This window comes from Bacillus sp. T3, from assembly GCF_033449965.1.
GTDB lineage: Bacteria > Bacillota > Bacilli > Bacillales > Cytobacillaceae > Bacillus_BU.
In genome coordinates, this window is the sequence record NZ_CP137761.1 from 4,315,788 (window position 1) to 4,338,421 (window position 22,634).

The 22,634-nt window shown below is 38.7% G+C and carries 18 protein-coding genes, 4 pseudogenes and 1 riboswitch; of the genes and pseudogenes, 5 read left to right on the top strand and 17 right to left on the bottom strand.

The window, feature by feature from the left end:
- Positions 1-22: 22 nt before the first annotated feature.
- Together hutH and RGF10_RS22155 are read right to left on the bottom strand one after the other, a co-directional pair.
- Positions 23-1,525, bottom strand: a pseudogene (gene hutH, locus RGF10_RS22150) (histidine ammonia-lyase).
- 194 nt (positions 1,526-1,719) lie between these two features.
- Complete coding sequence (locus RGF10_RS22155; RefSeq protein ID WP_318505822.1) at positions 1,720-3,912, bottom strand: DNA topoisomerase III; 2,193 nt, start codon at positions 3,910-3,912, stop codon at positions 1,720-1,722.
- 203 nt (positions 3,913-4,115) lie between these two features.
- On the opposite strand from RGF10_RS22155, the pseudogene RGF10_RS22160 reads away from it, so the two are divergent.
- A pseudogene (locus RGF10_RS22160) lies at positions 4,116-5,347 on the top strand (aminopeptidase).
- 162 nt (positions 5,348-5,509) lie between these two features.
- Complete coding sequence (locus RGF10_RS22165; protein ID WP_318505824.1) at positions 5,510-5,782, top strand: acylphosphatase; 273 nt, start codon at positions 5,510-5,512, stop codon at positions 5,780-5,782.
- Between the two features lie 60 nt (positions 5,783-5,842).
- On the opposite strand, the gene queF is transcribed toward RGF10_RS22165, so the two are convergent.
- Complete coding sequence (gene queF, locus RGF10_RS22170) at positions 5,843-6,340, bottom strand: preQ(1) synthase (RefSeq protein ID WP_318505826.1); 498 nt, start codon at positions 6,338-6,340, stop codon at positions 5,843-5,845.
- Between the two features lie 161 nt (positions 6,341-6,501).
- Here queF and mscL point away from each other — a divergent pair, with 161 nt between their 5' ends.
- Both mscL and RGF10_RS22180 read left to right on the top strand, forming a co-directional pair.
- The gene (gene mscL / locus RGF10_RS22175; protein ID WP_318505828.1) at positions 6,502-6,888 is read left to right on the top strand and encodes a large conductance mechanosensitive channel protein MscL; all 387 of its coding nucleotides are present in this window, start codon (positions 6,502-6,504) and stop codon (positions 6,886-6,888) included.
- A gap of 73 nt (positions 6,889-6,961) precedes the next feature.
- On the top strand, positions 6,962-7,597 hold the full coding sequence (locus RGF10_RS22180) for a Bax inhibitor-1/YccA family protein (protein WP_318505830.1): 636 nt from the start codon (positions 6,962-6,964) through the stop codon (positions 7,595-7,597).
- A gap of 51 nt (positions 7,598-7,648) precedes the next feature.
- Here the strand turns inward: RGF10_RS22180 and RGF10_RS22185 are convergent.
- The 6 genes and pseudogenes from RGF10_RS22185 to RGF10_RS22210 form a co-directional block, all read right to left on the bottom strand.
- A pseudogene (locus tag RGF10_RS22185) lies at positions 7,649-8,988 on the bottom strand (polysaccharide biosynthesis protein).
- 465 nt (positions 8,989-9,453) lie between these two features.
- Positions 9,454-10,087, bottom strand: a pseudogene (locus RGF10_RS22190) (response regulator).
- Positions 10,080-11,126, bottom strand: a complete 1,047-nt coding sequence (locus RGF10_RS22195) for a sensor histidine kinase (protein WP_318505831.1) — start codon at positions 11,124-11,126, stop codon at positions 10,080-10,082. Before RGF10_RS22195 ends, RGF10_RS22190 begins: the two are co-directional and overlap by 8 nt.
- Positions 11,123-11,857, bottom strand: coding sequence for a cell wall-active antibiotics response protein LiaF (gene liaF / locus RGF10_RS22200; RefSeq protein ID WP_318505833.1), 735 nt, complete (start codon positions 11,855-11,857; stop codon positions 11,123-11,125). The genes RGF10_RS22195 and liaF overlap by 4 nt, the downstream gene beginning before the upstream one ends.
- A 144-nt stretch (positions 11,858-12,001) precedes the next feature.
- Positions 12,002-12,649 carry a PspA/IM30 family protein gene (locus tag RGF10_RS22205; RefSeq protein WP_318505835.1) on the bottom strand — a complete coding sequence of 216 codons (648 nt, stop codon included), beginning with the start codon at positions 12,647-12,649 and terminating at the stop codon, positions 12,002-12,004.
- Between the two features lie 22 nt (positions 12,650-12,671).
- A complete protein-coding gene (locus tag RGF10_RS22210) occupies positions 12,672-13,025 on the bottom strand; it encodes a lmo0954 family membrane protein (protein ID WP_318505838.1) in 354 nt (117 codons plus the stop codon).
- Between the two features lie 186 nt (positions 13,026-13,211).
- On the opposite strand from RGF10_RS22210, the gene RGF10_RS22215 reads away from it, so the two are divergent.
- Entirely contained in the window at positions 13,212-13,586 is a 375-nt protein-coding gene (locus RGF10_RS22215; RefSeq protein ID WP_318505840.1) for a DUF1360 domain-containing protein, read from the top strand.
- Between the two features lie 133 nt (positions 13,587-13,719).
- On the opposite strand, the gene RGF10_RS22220 is transcribed toward RGF10_RS22215, so the two are convergent.
- The 8 genes from RGF10_RS22220 to RGF10_RS22255 form a co-directional block, all read right to left on the bottom strand.
- A complete protein-coding gene (locus RGF10_RS22220; protein WP_318505842.1) occupies positions 13,720-14,274 on the bottom strand; it encodes a DUF3231 family protein in 555 nt (184 codons plus the stop codon).
- 85 nt (positions 14,275-14,359) lie between these two features.
- Complete coding sequence (locus RGF10_RS22225) at positions 14,360-14,518, bottom strand: hypothetical protein (RefSeq protein WP_318505844.1); 159 nt, start codon at positions 14,516-14,518, stop codon at positions 14,360-14,362.
- A gap of 104 nt (positions 14,519-14,622) precedes the next feature.
- Positions 14,623-15,843, bottom strand: a complete 1,221-nt coding sequence (locus RGF10_RS22230; protein WP_318505846.1) for a homoserine dehydrogenase — start codon at positions 15,841-15,843, stop codon at positions 14,623-14,625.
- A 109-nt stretch (positions 15,844-15,952) separates the two neighbouring features.
- Positions 15,953-16,063: riboswitch (SAM riboswitch) on the bottom strand.
- Positions 16,064-16,150: 87 nt separating this feature from the next.
- Positions 16,151-17,290 carry a trans-sulfuration enzyme family protein gene (locus RGF10_RS22235; RefSeq protein WP_318505848.1) on the bottom strand — a complete coding sequence of 380 codons (1,140 nt, stop codon included), beginning with the start codon at positions 17,288-17,290 and terminating at the stop codon, positions 16,151-16,153.
- 152 nt (positions 17,291-17,442) lie between these two features.
- A complete protein-coding gene (locus RGF10_RS22240; RefSeq protein ID WP_318505850.1) occupies positions 17,443-18,585 on the bottom strand; it encodes a DEAD/DEAH box helicase in 1,143 nt (380 codons plus the stop codon).
- 136 nt (positions 18,586-18,721) lie between these two features.
- Positions 18,722-19,906 carry a hypothetical protein gene (locus tag RGF10_RS22245; RefSeq protein WP_318505852.1) on the bottom strand — a complete coding sequence of 395 codons (1,185 nt, stop codon included), beginning with the start codon at positions 19,904-19,906 and terminating at the stop codon, positions 18,722-18,724.
- A 161-nt stretch (positions 19,907-20,067) separates the two neighbouring features.
- Positions 20,068-21,228: an HD-GYP domain-containing protein gene (locus tag RGF10_RS22250; protein ID WP_318505853.1), complete on the bottom strand. Its 1,161-nt coding sequence runs from the start codon at positions 21,226-21,228 to the stop codon at positions 20,068-20,070.
- A gap of 280 nt (positions 21,229-21,508) precedes the next feature.
- Positions 21,509-22,528, bottom strand: coding sequence for a 4Fe-4S binding protein (locus RGF10_RS22255; protein WP_318505855.1), 1,020 nt, complete (start codon positions 22,526-22,528; stop codon positions 21,509-21,511).
- Positions 22,529-22,634: the final 106 nt, after the last annotated feature.

A 22,634-nucleotide genomic window follows, 5' to 3' on the forward strand; every position in this document is an offset into this window, starting at 1 on the left:
TAAATAGGGCTGACGTGAACATTCACGACAGCCTTATTTTATTCGAGATATCCTCTTCTTTTAGCCACTTAGACAATTCTTTTATATCACTAGAAAAAATGCGATCCCTCTGAATCGAACTTACTTTCTTACGTCCTTCCATATAGTACGCTCTAGTTTTATCTGCCATATGATCAATGCCACGGTAATCAACAGCCTGCATCGCACAAATAAATTCTATCGATACAACATTTCTTGTGTTTTGGACAATTTGATAAGCATGTCTGGCAGCAATCGTTCCCATACTAACATGGTCCTCTTGATTGGCCGAGGAAGGAATAGAATCAACACTCAGCCAGGGTGAGCTAATGTCTTATTTTCTGACACAAGGGCTGCCGCAGTATATTGAAGAATCATTGCTCCCGATTGTAGTCCTGGCTCCAGGACTTAAAAATGGCGGTAAATCATTTAATTGCGGATTTACTAAACGTTCAATTCTCCGTTCGGAAATACTGGCAAGCTCGGCTACGGCAATTTTCATAAAGTCCATCGCCAAGGCAATCGGTTGTCCATGAAAATTCCCTCCAGAAATAACCTGTTGATCAAAAATAAGTGGATTGTCAGATGCCGCATTCATCTCGATTTCTAATTTTTCTTTGACATAATCTAAAGCCTGCCATGTTGCGCCATGTACCTGAGGAATGCAGCGAAGTGAATAGGCATCCTGAACACGGTATTCGCCTTGACGGGTAATCAAACGGCTATTATGCAAATAAGTCCTTATCCGCCTAGCCGTCTCGATTTGCTGCTTGTATCCACGCGCGAAATGAACTTCCTCACGAAAAGCATCCATAATTCCTCTAAGACCTTCGAGTGACATTGCCGCAATTAGCTCACTTTGATATGCTAGCTTTTCTGATTCTAAAAACGTCAAAATCCCCATTGCCGTCATCGCTTGTGTCCCATTGATTAACGCAAGACCTTCCTTCGCTTCTAATGCTAGCGGACTCAGACCTGCTTGCTTTAATGCGTAGCTCGTTGGGACTGTACTTCCTTGATAATAGACTTCCCCTTCACCAATCAGTGCCAAGGCTAGATGGGATAAGGGGGCTAAATCCCCACTTGCCCCCAATGAGCCCTGCTGTGGGATGACGGGATGAATCTTTAGGTTCACCAGGTCTAGTAGCATGTTGATGACAATCGGCCTGACTCCGGAAAAACCCTTTAGTAAGGCATTTGCCCTTAAAATCAGCATTAATCGAGACACCTTTTCCAGGAAGGGCTCCCCCACCCCACAGGCATGGGAGCGAATTAAATTGAGTTGTAATTCTTTTGTTTTTTTTGAATGAATCAGAACATCGCTGAACTTTCCAAAGCCTGTATTAATTCCATACACGATCCTTTTATCTGCCACAATCTTCTCGACAATTTGATGGCTTTTTTCTACTTTCATAAGACTTCGTTGGTCCGCAACAACCTTCACATTTCCTTCTAGGGTCGCCGCTAGCTCTTCCAATGTTAAAGTCTGACCCGTTAATAGGAGCATCCATATTTCCCTCCATTACCAATATTTAATGGAGAAAGCCTCTATGATAAAAATAGATGAAGTATTCTGTATTTCCTTGTTTACATCATATGCAGATTCTCAAGTAAAAGAAGTGTAGTGAGTAACAAAAAGAGGGCTGCCCCAACCAATCATAGACATAGATAGATTGTTAAGGCAGACCCCTTTGCTATACTTTATTTATCAAACTTCATTCCTTTTAATAAATCGGCAAACGGATTGTTAAGCGGCTCTGCTTCTTTTTCCTGTTGTTTTAAATATTTTTGAACTGACCGTTTATCGACTTTTCCACCCGATTCTTTTTGGCGGCGCTGCTGGAACGATGAGAGCTTTTCCCGATATCCACATTTACATGTGAATAGCTGACCTTCGCCTTCACCACGTAGCTCCATTTTCTTTTTACATTGTGGACAACGGGCATTGGTCACACGGGCTACATTCTTTCGATGGCCGCATTCTCGGTCCTGGCAAACAAGCATTTTCCCCTTTTTGCCATTCACTTCAAGCATTGGTTTTCCACAATCCGGACATGACTTTGTTGATATATTTTCATGCTTGTAACGCTTCTCGCTTGCTTTAATAACAGCCACAATCGCTTTAGTATGCTGCTTCATTTCATTGATAAATACGTCTTTCTTTAGCTTCCCTTTTGCAATTTGCTCGAGCTTTTGCTCCCATAAAGCAGTGGTAGCTGGAGATTTTAACTCCTCTGGTACTAAATCAAGGAGCTGGCGCCCTTTTGATGTAATGTAAATGTCTTTTCCACCGCGTTTTTCAAGGAGGAATGAGTTAAATAGCTTATCAATAATATCAGCCCGAGTCGCAACTGTCCCCAGTCCACCTGTTGCTTTTAACGTGTTGGCCAGCTCTTTACTGGTTGTTTGCATATACTTAGTCGGATTTTCCATAGCTGATAAAAGAGTAGCCTCTGTGAAGCGGGCTGGAGGCTTTGTCTGCCCTGATGTTTGTGCAATCAATTTTGTTTTTAATACGTCCCCTTTTTCTATCCGAGGCAATAGCTGTTCCTTCACATCATCGGCTGTTTCTTCATCATCAAAGCGGTTTTCATATACCTCTTTCCAGCCTGCATGAACGACTGTTTTCCCCTTCGCAATAAAATTCTCGGCGCCAATTTTCGCTTGAATTGTTAATTGTTCATATTCATAGGCAGGAAAGAAAACAGCTAGGAACCGTTTAACAACAAGATCGTAAATTTTTCGCTCTTTATCGTTAAAAGCAGAGAAGTTCACATAACCTTCCGTTGGAATAATGGCATGATGATCACTAACTTTGCTGTCATCCACAAACGCTTTTGAAGTTTTTATCGGCTTGTTTAAAACTTTATTTGCCAGGCTACGGTACTCGCCTACTCCACAGGCCTTTAGCCGCTCTGCTAATGTTGGCACGATGTCTGACGAAATATAGCGTGAATCGGTCCGTGGGTACGTTAATACTTTATGCTGCTCGTATAGCTTTTGCATAATGTTCAAAGTTTCTTTTGCAGAGTAACCAAAGATTTTATTAGCATCACGTTGAAGCTCAGTTAGGTCGTACAGAGCTGGTGCAAAGGATTTCTTTGCTTTCCGTTCAATTCCGACTACTGTGGCTTCCTTTTTGCCAAGTGCTTTTACAACCGTATCGATTTTTTCCTTGTTAAAACTGCGACTATTACCGTTTGCATCCTGCCATGTAAGCTTTAAGCTATCGGTTTGCGCCTCAATCCCGTAGTACGTTTGCGCTTGAAAGTTCTTAATCTCATCCTCACGTGCAGCCACCATTGCCACAGTTGGTGTCTGGACACGACCACAGTTCAGCTGGGCATTGAATTTTGTTGTTAAGGCACGCGTTGCATTCAAGCCGATATACCAGTCAGCCTCAGAACGAGCAACAGCTGATGCATATAAATTTTCATATGCCTTGCCTGGCTTTAGGTTGGCGAAGCCATCTTTTATCGCCTTATCCGTTACAGAAGAAATCCATAGACGCTTGATTGGCTTTTTAACATTAGCCTTTTCAATGATCCAGCGTGCGACTAATTCTCCTTCTCTCCCTGCATCTGTTGCGATAATAACTTCTGTTACATCTGACCGAGTTAATTGTGATTTTACTGAGTTAAACTGCTTTCCTGTTTGTTTCATCACAACAAGCTTCATCCGCTCAGGAAGCATTGGCAAATCCTCAAGATTCCAAGTTTTATATTTATTATCGTAGATTTCCGGGTCTGCTAGTGTAACTAAATGTCCCAACGCCCAAGTCACGATAAATTTGTCCCCTTCTAAAAATCCATTTCCTTTTTTTGAGCACTTCAACACATTTGCTATATCCCGTGCAACAGAAGGCTTCTCAGCAATTACAACACTTTTTGCCATTTGTTCTAGCTCCTTTTTCCGTTCTTTGTACCGTTTACTATACCATAGTTTGATTGGGGAAATTAGTTATAGACCATTATTTTGAATCCACAAAAAAAGAGCACTGAAAATTTAGTAAAGCTAATTCTTAGAGCTTTTAGTTTCCTTTTCTTTCGTTAATCGATACAATTAGTAAAGAATATTTTGGAAAAGGAGCGTTATAAATGAGTGATTTTCTAACTAACCTTGAAAAGTATGCGGAGCTGGCGGTAAAAGTTGGCGTCAATCTCCAAGCCGGACAAACGCTAGTCATCAACACAACGATTGACTCAAAGGATTTGGTTCGATTAGTCGCTGAGAAGGCCTATAAAAATGGTGCTGCAAATGTAATCGTTAATTGGAACGATGATATTGTTTCAAGATTGAAGTACGATTTAGCTCCTGACGAGTCTTTTCATGAGTATCCAAGATGGCGAGCAAAGGAATTGGAGGAATTAGCTGAAAACGGCGCTGCTTTTATGTCGATTGTTTCCTCTAGTCCTGATTTATTAAAAGGAGTCGATTCAGAACGGATTGCCAATTTCCAAAAAGCAACGGGTAAAGCCTTAACAGAATATCGTAAATACATTTTAACCGATAAAGTGAGCTGGACAGTTATTGCTGCTGCGTCTGATGCATGGGCGCAATTGGTGTTCCCTGAGGAGCCAGCCGAAACGCGAGTTCAAAAGCTTTGGGCTGCTATCTTTACCGCAACAAGAGTAGACAGCAATGATCCCGTGGAAGCTTGGAAACAACATGATGCCAATCTACATGAAAAGGTCGACTACTTAAATAAAAAGCGCTATAAACAGCTGCATTATAAAGCACCTGGAACTGATTTAACGATTGAACTTAATGAAAAACATCTGTGGGTTGGTGCCGGAAGTACAAATGTACAGGGGCATGAATTCATGGCAAATATGCCGACGGAGGAAGTTTTCACTGTCCCATTAAAAAATGGTGTTAATGGCGTAGTATCCAGTACGAAACCGTTAAGCTACGGCGGAAATATTATCGATGGTTTTACCATAACATTTGAAAATGGACGAATTGTTGATGTTAAAGCAGAACAAGGTGAAGAGATCCTTAAGCGCTTAGTTGAAACGGATGAAGGTTCACATTATTTAGGGGAAGTAGCACTCGTTCCTTATCAATCACCAATTTCGCAATCAAATATTTTATTTTATAACACGTTATTTGATGAAAATGCGTCAAATCATTTAGCAATTGGCAGTGCTTATTCCTTCTGCATTGAAGGGGAAAAACGATGACGCCTGAGCAATTGCAGGAAAATGGTTTAAATGAAAGCATTACGCATGTGGACTTCATGATTGGTTCCGCGGAAATGGACATTGACGGTATCACTGCAGACGGAAACATTGAACCAGTATTCCGCAATGGTAATTGGGCGTTTTAACTAAAGCCTATCGTTAAAATCTATATAACTCTATCTGAATTTTTCATTTTACTGGGTAAAAAGGTTAAAACTTTTGCATTGCAACCCCTTTCAAATAGAGTTACATTATAAATAATAAGCTTCTTAATATGCGTCAACGTAGTTTAACCGGAGGGAAATGAATTGAAGCAAATCTATGTAACTGTTTACGGTCAAGTCCAGGGTGTAGGCTTTCGTTATTTTTCACAAATGAAAGCCATTCAGTACGGCATACGTGGCTGGGTTCGAAATTGTGAGGATGGCTCTGTCGAAATAGTCGCTCAAGGGTCGGACGATAATTTACATTTGTTTTTAGAAGATGTACGTAGAGGAAATCCTTTTTCAACCGTAGATGATCTAGCAGTGCAAGAAATTGAAAAAATAGAGAATTATCATTCTTTTAAGATCAAATATTAAAGGCAGCCGCTTTGGCTGCCTTTTTTATGTTGACTGTTCAGTTTTCGAATGATTATCGTATTAACGATTATCGATTGTTTCTGGGTACAAATCATGATTCATTAAGCGATAGTCTGCCATCTGCTCATACTTTGTTCCAGGTTTCCCGTAATTAACGTAAGGGTCAATCGAAATACCGCCTCTTGGCGTGAATTTCCCCCATACTTCAATATATTTCGGATCCATTAGTGCAATTAGATCGTTCATGATAATGTTCATGCAATCCTCATGAAAGTCGCCATGGTTGCGAAAGCTAAACAAATAAAGCTTTAATGACTTACTTTCTACCATTTTCTCACCAGGTATATAACTTATATAAATAGTGGCAAAATCAGGTTGACCTGTCTTTGGGCAAAGACTTGTAAACTCTGGGCAATTAAATTTTACGAAATAATCACGGTTTGGATGCTTATTATCAAACGCCTCCAAAATTTCAGGTGCGTATTCAAATAAATATTTTGTACCTTGATTACCAAGCAAGGTAATATCGGTTAATTCTTCATCACGTCTTCCAGCCATGAAAAAACCTCCTTTATATCAGGGAATTTCCAATCTATACTTTATGGAAAAATGGGCACTCTGTCAACGGACATTTATGGAAAAGAGGCCAAATGGTACTAATCTAGTATCAAATCAGTTAAACTATAACTAGGCTATCACTTAGAGTTGGAGGGAGAGCAATGTTTCAGGAATTTAAAAAATTTGCCTTAAAAGGCAATGTTGTAGATTTAGCTGTTGGGGTCATTATAGGTGGAGCATTCGGGAAAATCGTCACATCACTCGTTAACGATATAATCGTTCCATTAATTGGTCTCTTAATGGGTGGCATCGATTTTAGTAAGCTTTCGATTACCGTTGCCAAAGCTGAGGTGAAATACGGAGCCTTCATCCAAACCGTTGTTGATTTTTTAATCGTTGCATTCGCCATCTTTTTAGTGATTCGCATATTCAATCGCTTTAAAAAGAAAGAAGAAGCAAAACCAGGTGTTACGATTGATCAAAAAGAAGAACTGCTTAAAGAAATTCGTGATTTACTAAAGCAAGGTGCACTAGATAAAAATCAGTAATTTTTTTAAAAAATATGAAACGAACTTGTATCATCATCGTATGATTAAGTAAAACAATTAAGAGGTGAACTTCATGTACGCACATTCACAGATTGAGTATTTACCTTCCGTGTTAAGAACCTTCGCTCTTTCACTAGCGATTTCCGTTCTTGGCATGGCGGCAGGAGTATTTGTTCCACCAGTATTATTTATGCCACTAATGATTCTAGAGCTGGCCATGCTGCTTGGGGCCTTTTTCCTTCGCAAAAGAAAAGCGATAGGCTACACGTTCCTGTATGTCTTTACATTTATTTCTGGGATTACGACTTACCCGATTATTGCCCACTATCTTTCATTAATCGGAGCCAACGCGGTCTTTATGGCATTTGGTACAACCGCTGTTGTTTTTACAGGTTTGGCGATCTATGCATCCACAACAAAGCGTGATTTATCATTTTTAGGCGGCATGCTTATGGCTGCATTGCTTGCTCTTATTGCGATTAGTATTTTTAATCTAATTTGGCCATTGAGTTCAACTGGAATGCTTGCCTTTTCCTTTATCGGAGTCCTAGTTTTTAGCGGCTATGTCCTATTTGATTTTAACCGCATGAAGCATTATGGTGTAAGCGCTGAAGAAGTGCCATTGATGGCATTGAATCTTTATTTAGACTTTATTAATTTGTTCATCAATATTTTACGGATTTTTGGTATTTTAGGTAGTGACGATTAAACCTCATGTAGTAGAAAACCACATTCAAAGTTGAATGTGGTTTTTTTAGTATTAAATTCTTCTATGGAAAGGATCTTCGAAGGATTCATTCGTTCGGAAGGAAATGCCGATTTTTTTACAAATCGTTAGAAAATGCATTAACGTTAGCAAAATAATCCCACCGTTCATACCAATAATGATGCCCCCCATATGAAATTGGTAAGACGACCCTAGGAAATACATGAGTGAGAACGAGAATAAAGTTGACCAGACTGTATGAATAAACGCATCCCTTATCAATCCGAGCCCGATCAAATACGCTTGCATCGGGATCACAAAATAGTGAAACAAGAAAAAAGGCCAGAGCATTTGCAAGTACCAAGCCGCGGAATTAGAATGGAAAAATAGTGCTGTGAGCGGTTCTGCAAAGAAATAAAAGATGGAAACGGCGATGCTCCCATAAATGAGCGTTGCCAACATCACATTTTTTAAAATCTTTCTTAGTTTCGCGAAATCATGGTCTCCATAAGCCTTGGATACAGTTGGAATCAAGACGATTAGAAGGGAGTGGGCGATAAAGGCCGGAAAAAGCCGATTGACATGGCGACACCTGCTACTAATCCATATTGATCGGTAGCTGCTGCTGCGGTTAAGCCTGATTGGACTAATGCGTACTTAATAAGAAACGGCTCAATCGCATTTGTTAGGGCGTTGAAGAGTCTTAATGATGTTGTTGGAACAGATACAGACAGCAAGCTTTTCCGAACCTCTTGTCCTGTTATTTTTTGGTGGGACTGTTGCTTGAGCTGTTTAAACTGAATAAAAAACATATGAATCAGATACAGAAAAACAACTAATTCACTTCCAACGAATGCACAGAGCGCAATGAGTAAGGCGGTCTGCATCTCAAAATCAAAAAAGAGAAAAAACGAGATGAGTAAACCTAATTGAACCATTTTTCGCAAAAAGTTAGCGACCGCTATTTTCCCCATTTGATGCATGCCCATGAAAAATCCTCTGGCAATCGATGAAAATGAGACAATCGGAATTAACAAGACAACAAGCCAGCGAATCCTAGGATCATAGGCATCAAACACCGGAACAAATGGGAGAATAAACATGGCCGCAATAAATAGTACACACGTCAGGATAATCGCTAGTCTAAGCGCATGCGAAAGCATACTGCGGTGAAATTTAGGATCTTTCTCCGCGATAAATTTCGAAATCGACGTAGGCATCTCGAAGTTCGACAGAAGAAAGATGAGAAACACAGTCGGAAGGATGGTCATATAAAGCCCCATCCCCCTTTCTCCTAATTCTCGTGCCAGCGTCATGTTCACCAGAAATTCCACGCATTCACTTACAAACGCTGCGAGTATTAGCATCAAGGTACCACGAAAAATCATATTCATGTTTTTGTTATTCTCCTTACTGTTTGTCTTTCCTTTTACTAAACTTATGTGACAAGCAGTGAGAATATTTACATTTATTAAGAAAAGACGGGCTCCTTGTTGTGGGGGGCGTAGATTGTTATCTTCCACGAGCGTTTTTCAGGGCGAAGGCACGATAGCTCGATTATCGTTACCTTCTACGGGCCTTTTTCCGGGCGATGGGCACGATAGCACGCTTATCGTTACCTTCCATGGGCTTTTTTCCGAGCGATGGGCACGATAGCTCGCTTATCGTTACCTTTCATAGGCTTTTTTCCGAGCGAAGGGCACGATAGCTCGCTTATCGTTACGTTCCGGGGTCACTTTTCAGGTTAATGGGCTCGATAGACTCCAGCTTCACCACCACACAAAGCCAAAAAAACACTACAAAAAAGAAGCCTCTAGATACATGCCATCAAGACAACATCCTAAGACTTCCCCCATTTATTATTGAACTAACGAATGTTTAAACGCATAAATCACCGCTTGTGTTCCGGTCCTGAACTCCGAGCTTGCTTAGGATATTGCTAACGTGGGTTTTAACGGTCTTTAGAGCAATAAATAGCTCATCCGCGATTTCCTGATTCGTTTTTCCCTCGGTCATCAACAGTAATATTTCCATCTCACGACTCGTCAGTTCTTCATGGGGTAACAGCGTTTGCTTCTGGCGCATTTTTAGCATCATTTTTCCTGTTACTTCAGGCTCTAGTACTGACTGCCCATGATATGTATTGCGAACCGCATCGGCAATTTCACTCGCTTTAGAGGTTTTCAGCATATAACTCGTTGCACCAGCTTCAAGTGCTGGGTACACTTTTTCATCATCTAAGAAGCTCGTTACGATAATGATTTTCGCTTCCGGCCAAGCTTCAATAATCTGTTTCGTGGCCTCAATCCCATCCATTTCCTTCATGACCAAATCCATTAAGATAATATCTGGGCGCAAAGACAGAGCGAGCTCGACACCCGTTTTGCCATTGTCTGCTTCTCCAATCACCTCAATATCAGGTTGGGCAGAAAGATAAGAGCAAACACCAATTCTGACCATTTCATGATCATCAACAAACACTACTTTAATCATTGCTTTCCTTCCCTTCTCCCATTCGAGGTATTTTTACTTCAAGACGAGTTCCTTTTTTAGGGATACTAATTATTTTGGTTGCACCACCAATTTCGAGTGCACGTTCGTATATATTTTGTAGCCCATAAGATCCTGCTTTGCTTTTCTCAACATCAAAGCCGATTCCATCATCGACGACCCGTAAAATAATAAAATCATCCCGTTCAATCAACAGGACTTCAAGCTTTGATGCTTTAGAATGACGCAATGTATTGGAAACTGATTCCTGCAAGATACGGAACAAGTGGTCCTCCACACCTTTATCTAACGAGAGCTCCTCTATCTTCCATGAGATCGTCATGGAAACCTTTTGCGAAAGCTCCTGTAAAAGCTCCTTCATCCCAACCTGAAGCGATTTTCCTTTTAATGCTACAGGGCGTAAGTGCAAAAGGAGTGCGCGCATCTCGAGTTGCGACTGATGGATCATTTGCTCAACCAGCTTGAGCTGTTTCGTTTCTCGATCATCCTGATTGGACTTCGTTTCATTAATGGCTGACATCATCATCGAAGCAGCAAATAACTGCTGACTTACTGAGTCATGAAGCTCTCTTGCTAAACGATTTCGTTCCTGTGAGATGATTGCTTGAATCTGACTTTCCTGACCCTCCGCCCTTTCGGTTGCAAGCTTTTGCGACAGCTTAACCTGTTCATTCATTTGCTTTTGAATTTTGACGACTCGTCTATTAATCGACTCTATCTCAATGTATCCAGTTTGCTCTTTAGGCTCAACAGTACGCCCTTCTTCAAGCTCATGAAGTAGTTGATCGACAGCTTGAAGCTGTCTGCGCCAATTCAAACCTGAAAAAATCCCAAAAAAGATTCCAAATGCAATGGTTATGCTCGGGATTGAAATAATAAACGGAATATCCAATACCTGCCTTTGCCAAAGCTCGCTCCAATCTGCAATTGGAAAAGCGATTAGATAGCCAATTGTAATAAGAATAAATAATAGAAGAGAGATAAATATTCCGCTAATGACTTGACGGCCTACTGTGCTCATATCCTTCTCACCTCAATATCTCCGATCATGACTGAGGTGATGATTTTTATTTTTTGCTCAGATGTTTCATAATCAGCTGTTTGAACATGAATATTTTGATTAAACATTTTCGAGCCATGATAATGCAGAATATCCACATTTCCTACCATGACAGAATGATTCACGCTTACCTCAATATCATAGGGAACTAATATTTGCACTTTCCCAATCATATTGCGGATAAAGATGACTGTTTCACCCCTTGGGAGGACCGTATAGCTTAAATCAATAACGGTATCCCCAATCCATGTTTGGATATTGATATCCTCCCATTCGTAAGTGTGCTCAGGTGTTTTTTGGTCTCCAAACATCACATTTTTAAACATAGGTTCCCGAGCAATGATTTCCTCGCCTGCTGACTCAGTTGATGGCTCCTTTACAATTGGGGTAACCATATGGGGTTGTTTCTTTGTTTGCACAAGTTGGACTAATAAATATATAAAAATAGCTAATACAAGAAAACGGAAGGTAATCATTCCTAAAATACTTACCGTTAAAAACAAAATCCCCATCCAAAATAGAAATTTGCCAAATTTCCGTTCAAGGCGCTTTCTACCGACATAAATCATTCCAGCAGCCACTAATATCGAGAAGATAAGACCTTTATTAAAAAACAAAACCTCTAATATCAAAAGTAATAAACTGATTAAAAAGAGCCAGCTAAAATAGTCATTTTTAATTTTACCTAGCATTGGTCAAACCTCCTTTCAATGACTGCTGGATGTTAAGTCGGCTAAAAAACCAGCAAAATTCTATCTTCCCATTAACTATTGTTTTTTATAGGAGTAAAAGGCGTAGAATTTTCCTACGCCTCTCTAGAATAGCAGTTTTCGAATTTAGATAGTAATATTTTCATCCTTTTTTTGTGCCTGTTTTTCTAACTGAGCGATTCTGGCATCAATGGTGTTACGATAGTACTCGCTATTTACTTGATGCTCTAAGCGATCAAGATAGGCTTCAATTTCTGTGAAACGTGATAATGCTTTGTCAGAATAGCTTGTTTCCTCAAGAACTTTGTTCATTTTGTTATGTGCACGAGTGACATTTTCTCGTCCCATTAATTCCAGACGTCGAATCTGCATGTCTTTCAATTTGTGCTTCATTTCTTCATATTTTTGTTCTAACTCACTAAGCTGATTCAATACGGTTTGCAAAGATTCATTTAATCTAACTGCTCTCTCTTCAAAATGAATCTTTTCTGTTAATGCAAATTGATAGAGGTCTGTTTCACCAGCCTGGGACGCAATGTCCGCTTGACGGCTCCGTTTTTGCGCCATTTCCTGGGCTTGCTTAAGTTCACGAGTAAATTGATCCTTTAATGAATATTGACGTTCTAGGAGCTTACGAACCTTTTCTGTTTCTAGTTCGCTTTCACGTAAGTATTGGTTTAATAAAGCTATCGGGTTTTTTTGTTCTTTTTTGTCTAACACCTCGTTTAAATCGGCTAACACTGTGTTTTTAATTCTGGTTAATAAGTTACTCATTTTCGATACTCTCCTTTATTTATTAATAATTTTTATTAAGCTGTGACCATTGTTTTTCGAAGTTTGTGAATGGATCGTTTTCTTCCACTACAACTGAGCTTGAACCGGTTTTATTCCAATTTTTATAAACTAAGTAAAGAATATAAGCAGCAGCTACCGCTAGAATTGCTGGTGCATTGGCTGCAGAAGCCATTAACAGTGCCAAACCGATTAATCCCCAACAAATTTTTGCAAGGAGCTTATCAGCCTGCAAAAACTTTTTTAACACGAAGTATAAAATAAACAAGCTGATTGCAAGACCCACCACTGATCCTAAGTTTGATAACAAGACAATTGCTGCAATTCCACCCGCTAATAGTAATCCAAATTTTTTCATTTTCGACTTCCTCCTTTCATGCTTTCATCTTACCTAGATTTCGGGTTTCTCATAACGAGCCTAAGCTTGATTTTCTAATCAGACTTAAGGCTTAGTCCAAATCAGACTGCTAGTAGTAGCCGTTACATAAACCGTATTTACCAAGGTGATACTAAGCAGAAATGTTCGCAGCGAAGGGGTTTTTTGATGAATGAAATTAATATTAGCCCAATTTCCTATATCATGTTGATTTTGGCGAGCTACCGACTGACGCACCTGATTGTGTTTGATAAAATTACTGAATTTCTACGTAAGCCTTTTATGAAAAAAATTGAAGTAAAAACAGACGAGGGCACGAAAATGAAAGAGGTTCCGAAGTCACTGTTTGGTTATTTATTAAATTGCTATTGGTGTGCGGGTGTTTGGAGTGCCATTTTTTTAGGAGGATTTTACTTACTTTTGCCTAAATACGCAATCATCCTCATTTTTATTTTATCGATTGCGGGAGCGCAAGCGATTATTGAAACCTTTGTCGGGGTTAACATAAAAAAAGTGGATTATTTAGCAAAGAAAGAGGATTAGTGCACATTTAAAATAAGACGGTTTCAATTTACTGACTGATTACTTCCCCAAGTGAAAACAAAACCTCTCCACTAATAATAAACAAGCTTGAGTTATCACCGAACTCAAGCTCATTACCCTGTATTAGATTTCATCATTGGTGTGTTAATAATCCTGGTGGTAAATAGGGAGGTGGTATTTTGAGCCAGCCTCTTTTTCTCATGACCGATTTAATCAAAGCACCATACTTCATTGCTTCTAGTTGGAATTCCAAAAACATAAGTCCAACATCGTTTCGAATAGATTGTGCAGAAGATCCTGCACAGGTGGTGATTGCAGTAGCAATCTTAATACTGACAAGATTGCATATTTCCGAGTCCGTCAGTTTAGCCCCAGCGGGTATCGCGAGCGGATCAGTAATCGGCTTTGGTTCGGATGCATCTGGTAAAGGGATTCCTTCATTCTGCATAAAAACCTTCAGTCGACTCGCTTGTGAGCTAGCCCCACCTAATGTTTTATGAACAACATTTTTGACTTCTGGATCGGTTGTCGAATTAAGACCGATTTGTTCAATTGCAACCGCTTCTTCCAAAATTGTCAAATACGTCCAGCAGGACATCACCTCTCCCACGTGCAACGGCGGCTTTGGTTCTTCATCAAATAAACTATGAATGACTTTTGATAATGCCTCAAAGGTGTGTTCAGGCAATTTTTTACGCACCTCCATTAGAAAGACTTAATAACATGGGAAAAAAAGGTGCTCATAATTTCTACCTTGAGCACCCAATTCTTATTTAGTCTTTTGATAAATCCATGTCACGATCTTTTATATCAGGTTGTCTGCTTCCCTTTTCACCTGTTGTAAACTCGACAAGCTCCTCACTTGTACGATTCCCAAGCTTACTATTATTATTTCGATTGGCATTGGCATTCCCTAATTTTGTTCTGCCCATGACTCACAACCCCTTTATTTATTTTCTCAAAGGTAGTATGAGACAGTTCCATCACCATTATTCCTATTAGTCCAACTCTTGGTTCAAAACAAATTTAAAAATGCTTAAATGGCTAGACGTTCTGAAAAATCCAGTTTCGTAATATCGCCATATACTTCATAGCATTGAAGCTCTGGTGCAGCTTGTGTGATCGTTTCAAGTTCATTTGCTGAACCAGACACAAGTAAAAGGGATGGTCGTAAGAAACCAACGATTTCGATTGTTGATGGCCAGGATAATTCCTTCAAGCCCTTGCCGAAAAGAACCCAGTTAGGTTGTTCTATTTTCGTTTCCTCCACAAGACTATTATTTGTGATGTTAGCATTAGAAGGATTCACTATATGGATAATGTCCTCTACTATCGCGCTTGCAGTTGGGTACATCCCCGCACCAGGTCCTTGGATACAAATGTTGCCGACGATATCAGCCTCAATTGAAATGGCATTTTGCACACCCTCTATCTGATATAAAGGATGGGTTGAGCTTACAAGGACTGGTTTCACAGAACAGCTAACGCCATTTGTGCTTTTTTCAATCGAAGCTACATGCTTAAAGCGTAGACCTAGTGCTGAAAATAGACCAATTTTTTCGGACGAAATTTCAGTAATCCCTGATCGCGTGACATCCGACCAATTGGGCTGCTCCCCAAAAATGACTTGACTTAAAATCATCGCTTTAAAGAATGCATCGATTCCTTCAATATCATTTTTGGGATCCAATTCTGCATAGCCTTGCTCTTGCGCAATGATTAATGCAGCGGAGAAGGAAAGGTTTTCCTCTCTCATTTTTGTTAAGATAAAATTCGATGTCCCGTTTAGTATACCTTCCACTTTTGTTATTCCATTAACATTTAACAGCGTATTCAGGGTCTGAATAACAGGAATCCCGCCTGCCACAGTCGCTTCGAATCCAATCGATACATGGTATTCATCTGCTAATGCCTTCAGCTGTTCCCCGTGATGAGCAAACATTTCTTTGTTAGCTGTAATGATATGACAGCCCTTTTTAATGGCTGATTGCAAATAAGTATACGCCAGATCTCTTCCCACAATCGCATCAATTACAACATCAAGCTTTGGTAGTTGAAGAATCTCATCAAAATCAGTTGTTAACAGAACATCCTGATCTGGTAATGAATGCTTTTCGATATTTTTTACTAATACGGCAATGATTTTCACCTCTTTACCCAATAGAGCCTTAAAGCGACTTTGATGCATCTCAATTGTTTGATAAACGCCTTTTCCAACTGTTCCATATCCTAAAAGTGCAATATTTATCGTTGCCATCTTCTCCATCTCCCTAATAGAAAATTTCATTTCGATTTATGTAGTGTCCAGGTTTATTTAATGTCGTAACAACAAAAAACCCTCTTCATAAGAAGAGGGTTTTTTCCTCCTCTTATCTTTCAGACAGCACACTGTCTGCAGGATTTAGCACCTTTTCAAGCAATGCTTGATGGTTGCCGGACTTCATAGGGCCTGTTCCCTCCGTCACTCATGATAAGAGATTATTTAATTTTTCATTTTATTAAAAATAATTAGCTTACTCTACATATTAGTTAGATTTTCGAAATATGTCAACTAAAATCCACTTTTACTTTGCAGCTTTAGTCATCGCTTGCTCAAAAATGCCAACGATATCTTCTGCATGTTCAATTCCAACCGAAATTCGGACAACCTCAAATGTAATTCCTAATGCGTCACGTGCCTCAGCAGGTAAAGCACGATGCGAGGTAATGACTGGATGGGAAACAGATGTCTCTACACCAGCCAAGGTTGGCGCAATTTTAATCCAGGAAAGATTTTTAAAGAATTCATTTACATTAACTGTGTTAGCAAGCTTGATTGTGACAATCGCACCATATCCGCTCTCGCCGTGTTCAAACGGATAATAAACCTTCTCTACAAGTTTATTGTTTTGAAGGGCAAGGGCTAGCTCTCGCGCGTTTTTGGACTGCTTTTCCATTCTTATTGCTAATGTTTTTAAACCACGCGTTGTTAGCCATGCTTCAATCGGACTTACGTTTGTGCCAAGGTTTACAACCTTTGCGGTTGCCTTTGCTAGCAAGTCCTTTTCACCTACTAGTACTCCAGCTGTCACATCGCTATGACCACCAATGTACTTCGTCGCACTATGAACAACTAAATCTACCCCTTTTCCATATGGCTGGCAATGATAAGGAGTGGCAAATGTATTGTCCACAAGAGTGGTGAGTTTATGCTTCTTTGCAATTCGGACAAACTCCTCGATATCTTGTACTCGAAGGAGCGGATTTGTAATGGATTCTGTGTATAATAATTTTGTATTTGATTTGATTTCTTTCTCAACCTGGGCAAGGTCTGTGAAGGATACGAACGTGACTTCAATCCCGAATTGGTTTAGTTCCCCTTGCAGGAGCTGAAAGCTACCCCCATACAAATCTTCTGCAGCCACAATATGATCTCCACTTTTCACCACAGCTAGTACCCCTGCTAAAATAGCTGAAAGTCCAGATGAAGTTGCGACACCAGCGGGAGCACCTTCAAGAGCTGCTACTGCTTCTGCTAATTCATCTGTATTCGGATTTCCAACACGTGAATACAAATAGTTTCCTTGTCCTTGATAATAGCCCTCTAATTCATCAAGATCAGAAAAAGTAAAAGCTGTCGTTTGATAAATTGGGGTTACTTTACTTTTGATTGGCATTTTGCTTTTTTTAACACCATGTAGTACTTCCGTTTCAAACCTGGACAAAACCGTTCACCTTCTTTTAAGAATAGAAAAACTTATCTGAAAATACATGATGACTATAACAATATCCGTTTGTTTCGTCAATCTCCTATCGGGGAAATCAGTTTTTGTAAGCGAATTCAAATAGATATTTTTATTTCAGCAATCGTTCTGGCCTATTTTTCAGGAGAAACTAATTCACCTTTATAGAAAACCTTCTTCTTACCGGTTAGACCAAGTTCTCGGTAGAATTTCTTCAGTTCTCTTTCCTCTCTATCGGTTACAATAGCCACTACAGTTCCGCTTGCTCCAAAGCGTCCAGTTCGTCCAGAACGGTGAACATATTGATTAATCTCTTTCGGAAAATCAACATGCACAACATGGGTCACTCCCTTAATATCTAAGCCACGTGCTGCAACATCCGTTGCAATCAGAAGAGCAGAATCTCCATCGCGAAATTTCTTCAGTGCAGATTGACGTTCCAGCTTCTTCAATTCGCTATGTAGGATTCCAGCAGAGATTCCTTTAAACGACATTTTAGAAATGGCTACAGATGCTGCGCCTATGTCATTCATAAAGGCTAGTGCTTTAATGTTTGATAACCTCGCAACCTTCTGTAAAATATCGATTTTGTCACGCTGTTCACAAACGATATAAAGATGTTCTACCGTTTCAGCATTAATCGTTTCATCCTTGCTTATTTTAATGAGTTCTGGATTGTTCGTTAATCCCCGCGCAAATTCCTCTGTTGCTAATGGCAAAGTCGCAGAAAAAACTAGCACCTGACGATCAGCCAACGGTGAATTGACAATATGACGTACGGTTGTTAGGTGCTCTGGAATAAGCAATTGATCGCCTTCGTCCAATACGACGGTACGTACCTCGTGCATTTTTAATTTTTTTTGCTTTATTAGCTCGAAAATCCGACCTGGTGTGCCCACGACGACCTGTGGAGACTTCTTTAATTTTTCAAGCTGTCTTTTAACGTTTGCCCCGCCAATAAAGGAAGCACTTCGAATTCCACTTCCTTCTGCCCACTTTTGAATCTCACTTAATATTTGCATACAAAGCTCTTGTGACGAAGCAAGAATAACTGCTTGGACCCCACGCTTATCAATATCGATTTTTTGTAGTACAGGAATTAAATAGCTTAACGTTTTCCCTGTTCCTGTTGGCGACTCAGCAATCACATCTCTGCCAAGAAGCGCAGACGGAATCGATTGCATTTGAACTGATGTCAGCTGTTCAAAACCTGATTTTTCCCAATTAGCTTGAAGGAATGGTTTCAATTCTTGATTATTTACTGTTATATTGATCATAATATCTCCTTTTAGTACATACCAATTTTAAACGTACTTTGTTTCATTTTATTATAACCTTGTTATTCTCGCAAAATCGGTTCAAATTTGTTATGTCAAAATAAAAAGAGGGCAGCGATCTCACTGCCCCCATGAATCATTTATATTTCATTTTGTACGTTTTTGTCCAGGAATAAAGAAGTAACCCGAATCCAAGAATAAGCTGGAGGAATACGACGATCGCATCCCAAAATTGGATAGACGAAACTGGTACGGTAATTCCAGCAACTGAATCCTTGATGACGAACATGATTTGCGGAAGGATATAACCGACTAAAAGTGTTAAGGAAAGAGCCATTCCAACTAAATAGCCTACTCCATATACGATTACAATCCCTTTTTCACCCGCAAATATTTGGTTTGATTGGTTCGGACGTTTTGATAACAGCTTACCCTTTAAATAGTTTTGCGCGTTCTCCATTAAGTTATAGCAGCCGAAGCTATTTTCAAAAACATAATAAAGATCTGTTTTCATATAAATACAGCACTGATAGATCATTCGAATGATGACATCGTATACAATGATCCCACAAATTCCGATTAATAACGATGATGTATTAGGAAAAAGGATCATGAAAAACAGGGCAAGTGTAAGCAAGACAACGTCAAAGCACATACCGGCAAGGTAGAGGCGATTTCGTTTGTTTATCGGAAGGCTCCAAACCTGGGTCATATCAGTTTCAAGTACAACAAGAAACAGGCGATGACCAATCTCCAATTTTGTCGGTAATCCAGCTGCCCGTATGGCTAATATATGTCCGAATTCATGTATGAAAACAAGCACAAAAGAGATGGCCATATAAAATAGAATATTATACATCATAACATCAAAAATAAATAAATCTTTATAATGAGGAATATATTGGGGATTAGTAATGAGGATACCTAAATTGATAAAAAATAGAAGACCATACAGCACAACTGTATAACGGTTAAAGAAAAGCATGCCAAAACGCTCAGGAATCCACAAAAACCCTAGCTTCTCTGAGTTTATCTTCGAGTATTCAATGGTTTGACCATCCACCTCTTGAATCAATTCCATTTCAATTAGCTGCTCTATAAATTCGATTAAATTAACTTCTTCCTGAGGATAAACTGCCTTTAATTCTTTTTCAATCTCCAACAAGCTGTATTCATTCTCGATCATTTCAATCGCATGAATACAAATTGCGGGCATTTCAAAGTATTCACCTGTGAGTTTATCCTCAACGATATAATTCTTTCTGTCTTCACGAATGTCAATCGGATGTAGCTGTATTACTGACTCATATGAAAGATTCAAACTACAACACCCTTATGAAAGAATTTAGGGATGCAAATCTACCAATCATTAGCATCCCCTTAACAACTCTTAATCAAATGCCTAATATTATGCACCACCAACATGTAGTCTTTACTTTATTAAGCTTTCGAATCTTCATTGTATATTCACCTCCTCTCAAGTTATTCTGATATCCCAGGATAACAACTATGGAACTCATCCCATTTTGGAAAAACTTTAATAAAGGCCTCAACTAAGCTAGGATCAAATTGTGTGCCCTTACCTTCAAGAATCCTATAATAAGCTTCAGATGTGGTCATAGCCTTTCGATAGGATCTTGAAGAAGTCATGGCATCAAAAGCATCGGCAATTGAAGTAATTCTTGCCAATATAGGAATTTCTTCTCCAGCTAATTGATTTGGATAGCCTTTTCCATCCCATCGTTCATGGTGGTAAAGTATAACATGAATTCCATTTTTTAATCCCTCAACACCCTCTATTGCTTTTGCACCGACATTTGGGTGTGTTTTAATAATTTCATATTCATCTGAATTTAATTTTTGGGGCTTCATTAATATCTGATCTGGAACATTAATTTTGCCTACATCATGGAGTAAACATGCATAATTAAACTCTTTTAATTCCTTTTTGGAAAACCTACCTAACTCCTCGGCAAGAATTAATGCATAATGAGCAACTCGTTCACTGTGACCTCGCGTATAGGGGTCTTTTAACTCCAACGTTGCAATAACACCTTTTACGATTCCTTGTAATTGAAGGTCAAATGCATTTTCAATAGCATTAATATATCCAGTAAAACGATTTAAAAAAATATAAGCAACTATTCCAAATACAAAAACAAGAATTACTGGGGCAAACACACTAGTCGTATTTAATACCAATCCAACTATAATATATTTTAACAAAGTCCCGCCTAAAACAACCCAATAAAATCGTCTGTTAATGAAAATCGGGGAAAACAGAATAAAAAATATTTCCACTCCATTCCCGCTTTTATATTGGAGTGAAGTTCCATAATAAGTTAAAAGTTCATAAGCCAAAAAAACTATTGTATAACTAATAAAATAAATATATTTTACTTTGTCCTGTCTCCCTTTTTGGACTATATATAATGCATATGGAAGTAATGCAAACATAAAAACATATGTTAAAAAACCAAAAGAACTATTGAAACTAATTTCTTTATGATAAAAAAACTTTGGTATAATAATGTAATAACTTAAGTCATAAGTAACCGATATTAAATAAAACAACGTCAAAAACCAAATTATCGTTCTTTTTTCTTCATTTACTAATGATGCTGCTGTCTTTTTGGCAAACATGTTAAATACCTCACTAGTTTTAATAAATCACTCCAAGGGGGGAATTTATTCGTCATAAATCGACACCTTGCGTTAAATTAATTATAAACCATTATATTTAGGAGTAAAATAGTCACTAATAACAACTAAACTATTTTAAGAAATGTTTATGGAAAAGTTGATTTTTTGTTCTCCATTTAGACAAAAAGCACCGAACTACAATGTATTGCTCCCAAAAGTTAGATTTTGAACTATAACTTTTATGGTGCTATACACCGTTCGGTGCTTTTATTTAGTATTATTAATGGCCAATACTATCCATCATCGGTATTAACACTTTAAAATCGTCATAGGTAATGATCGTATTCCAATGGCCTGTTAATTTTGCAACAATAATAGTGATAGTAAAAACAATAAAGAAAGAAACTGGAATCACCCATTTATTTACTTTCTTTTTACCAACCTGAACCGTCAGTGTATCCTTCACTGGACAAGCCTCAACACAAAGCATACACGCAGAGCACTCTGGCGTTAATACAGCTTTCGTTTCGGAAACACGAATGCGCTGAGGGCATACACGAGTACAGGCATTACAATCAATACAAGAATCTTCATTTCGCTTAATTTTTGTAATCCCTAGTAATGAACCGATCCCAATCAATGCACCATAAGGACATAAAAAACGGCACCAAAAATTTCTAAAGAATAAAGAAAGAACAAATAAGACTAAAATAAACTTAATTGCAAACCCACTTATATTCAAGAAAAATTGTAGCATTTTCACATCAGAGATTATGTTATAAGGGCTCATCATAAAATTTATAGCGTCTACTCCAGGCATATCAATCAAAATGTATTTAATAAAGAACCCTAATAATAAATATTTTAACGGAAATAAAATCCACGTTAACCATTTTGGCAGATCAAACGACTTTTTTTTAAAAAGCTTTTTCCCCAACTTCCCAATCCATTCACTTACTGTACCAATTGGACAAATCCAGCTGCAAAAAGATCGGCGGAATAAAAAACCTGAGCCTACGATAAAAAGTAATAAAACTAAACCAGCAGGATGGACGGGATCAAAATCACCAGACGTGATCCACACTTTAAAACCAACAAGTGCACTAACAGGTAAAAAACCTTCCACTGCCGAAGGGCGCTCAACAAAAGACTCTACCCCTGATGTTGCAAAATGATTATAAAATTGATAAAAGCGAAATCCAACAAATAATATAAAAAATAAAAATAGGAGCTGAACCGTCATTCTTGTATACTCGATCGGTCTTCTTTTTAATTTTCTAACCAACTTTTTGCTGTTCATGCTAGCCCTCCTCATTCATAGCTTATAATATAGGAAAGGAGGCGCTTTTTTCGTGATTTTTTTCACAATCTCACAGGATTTTTGAATGTGTCGAAAAGATTTCAAG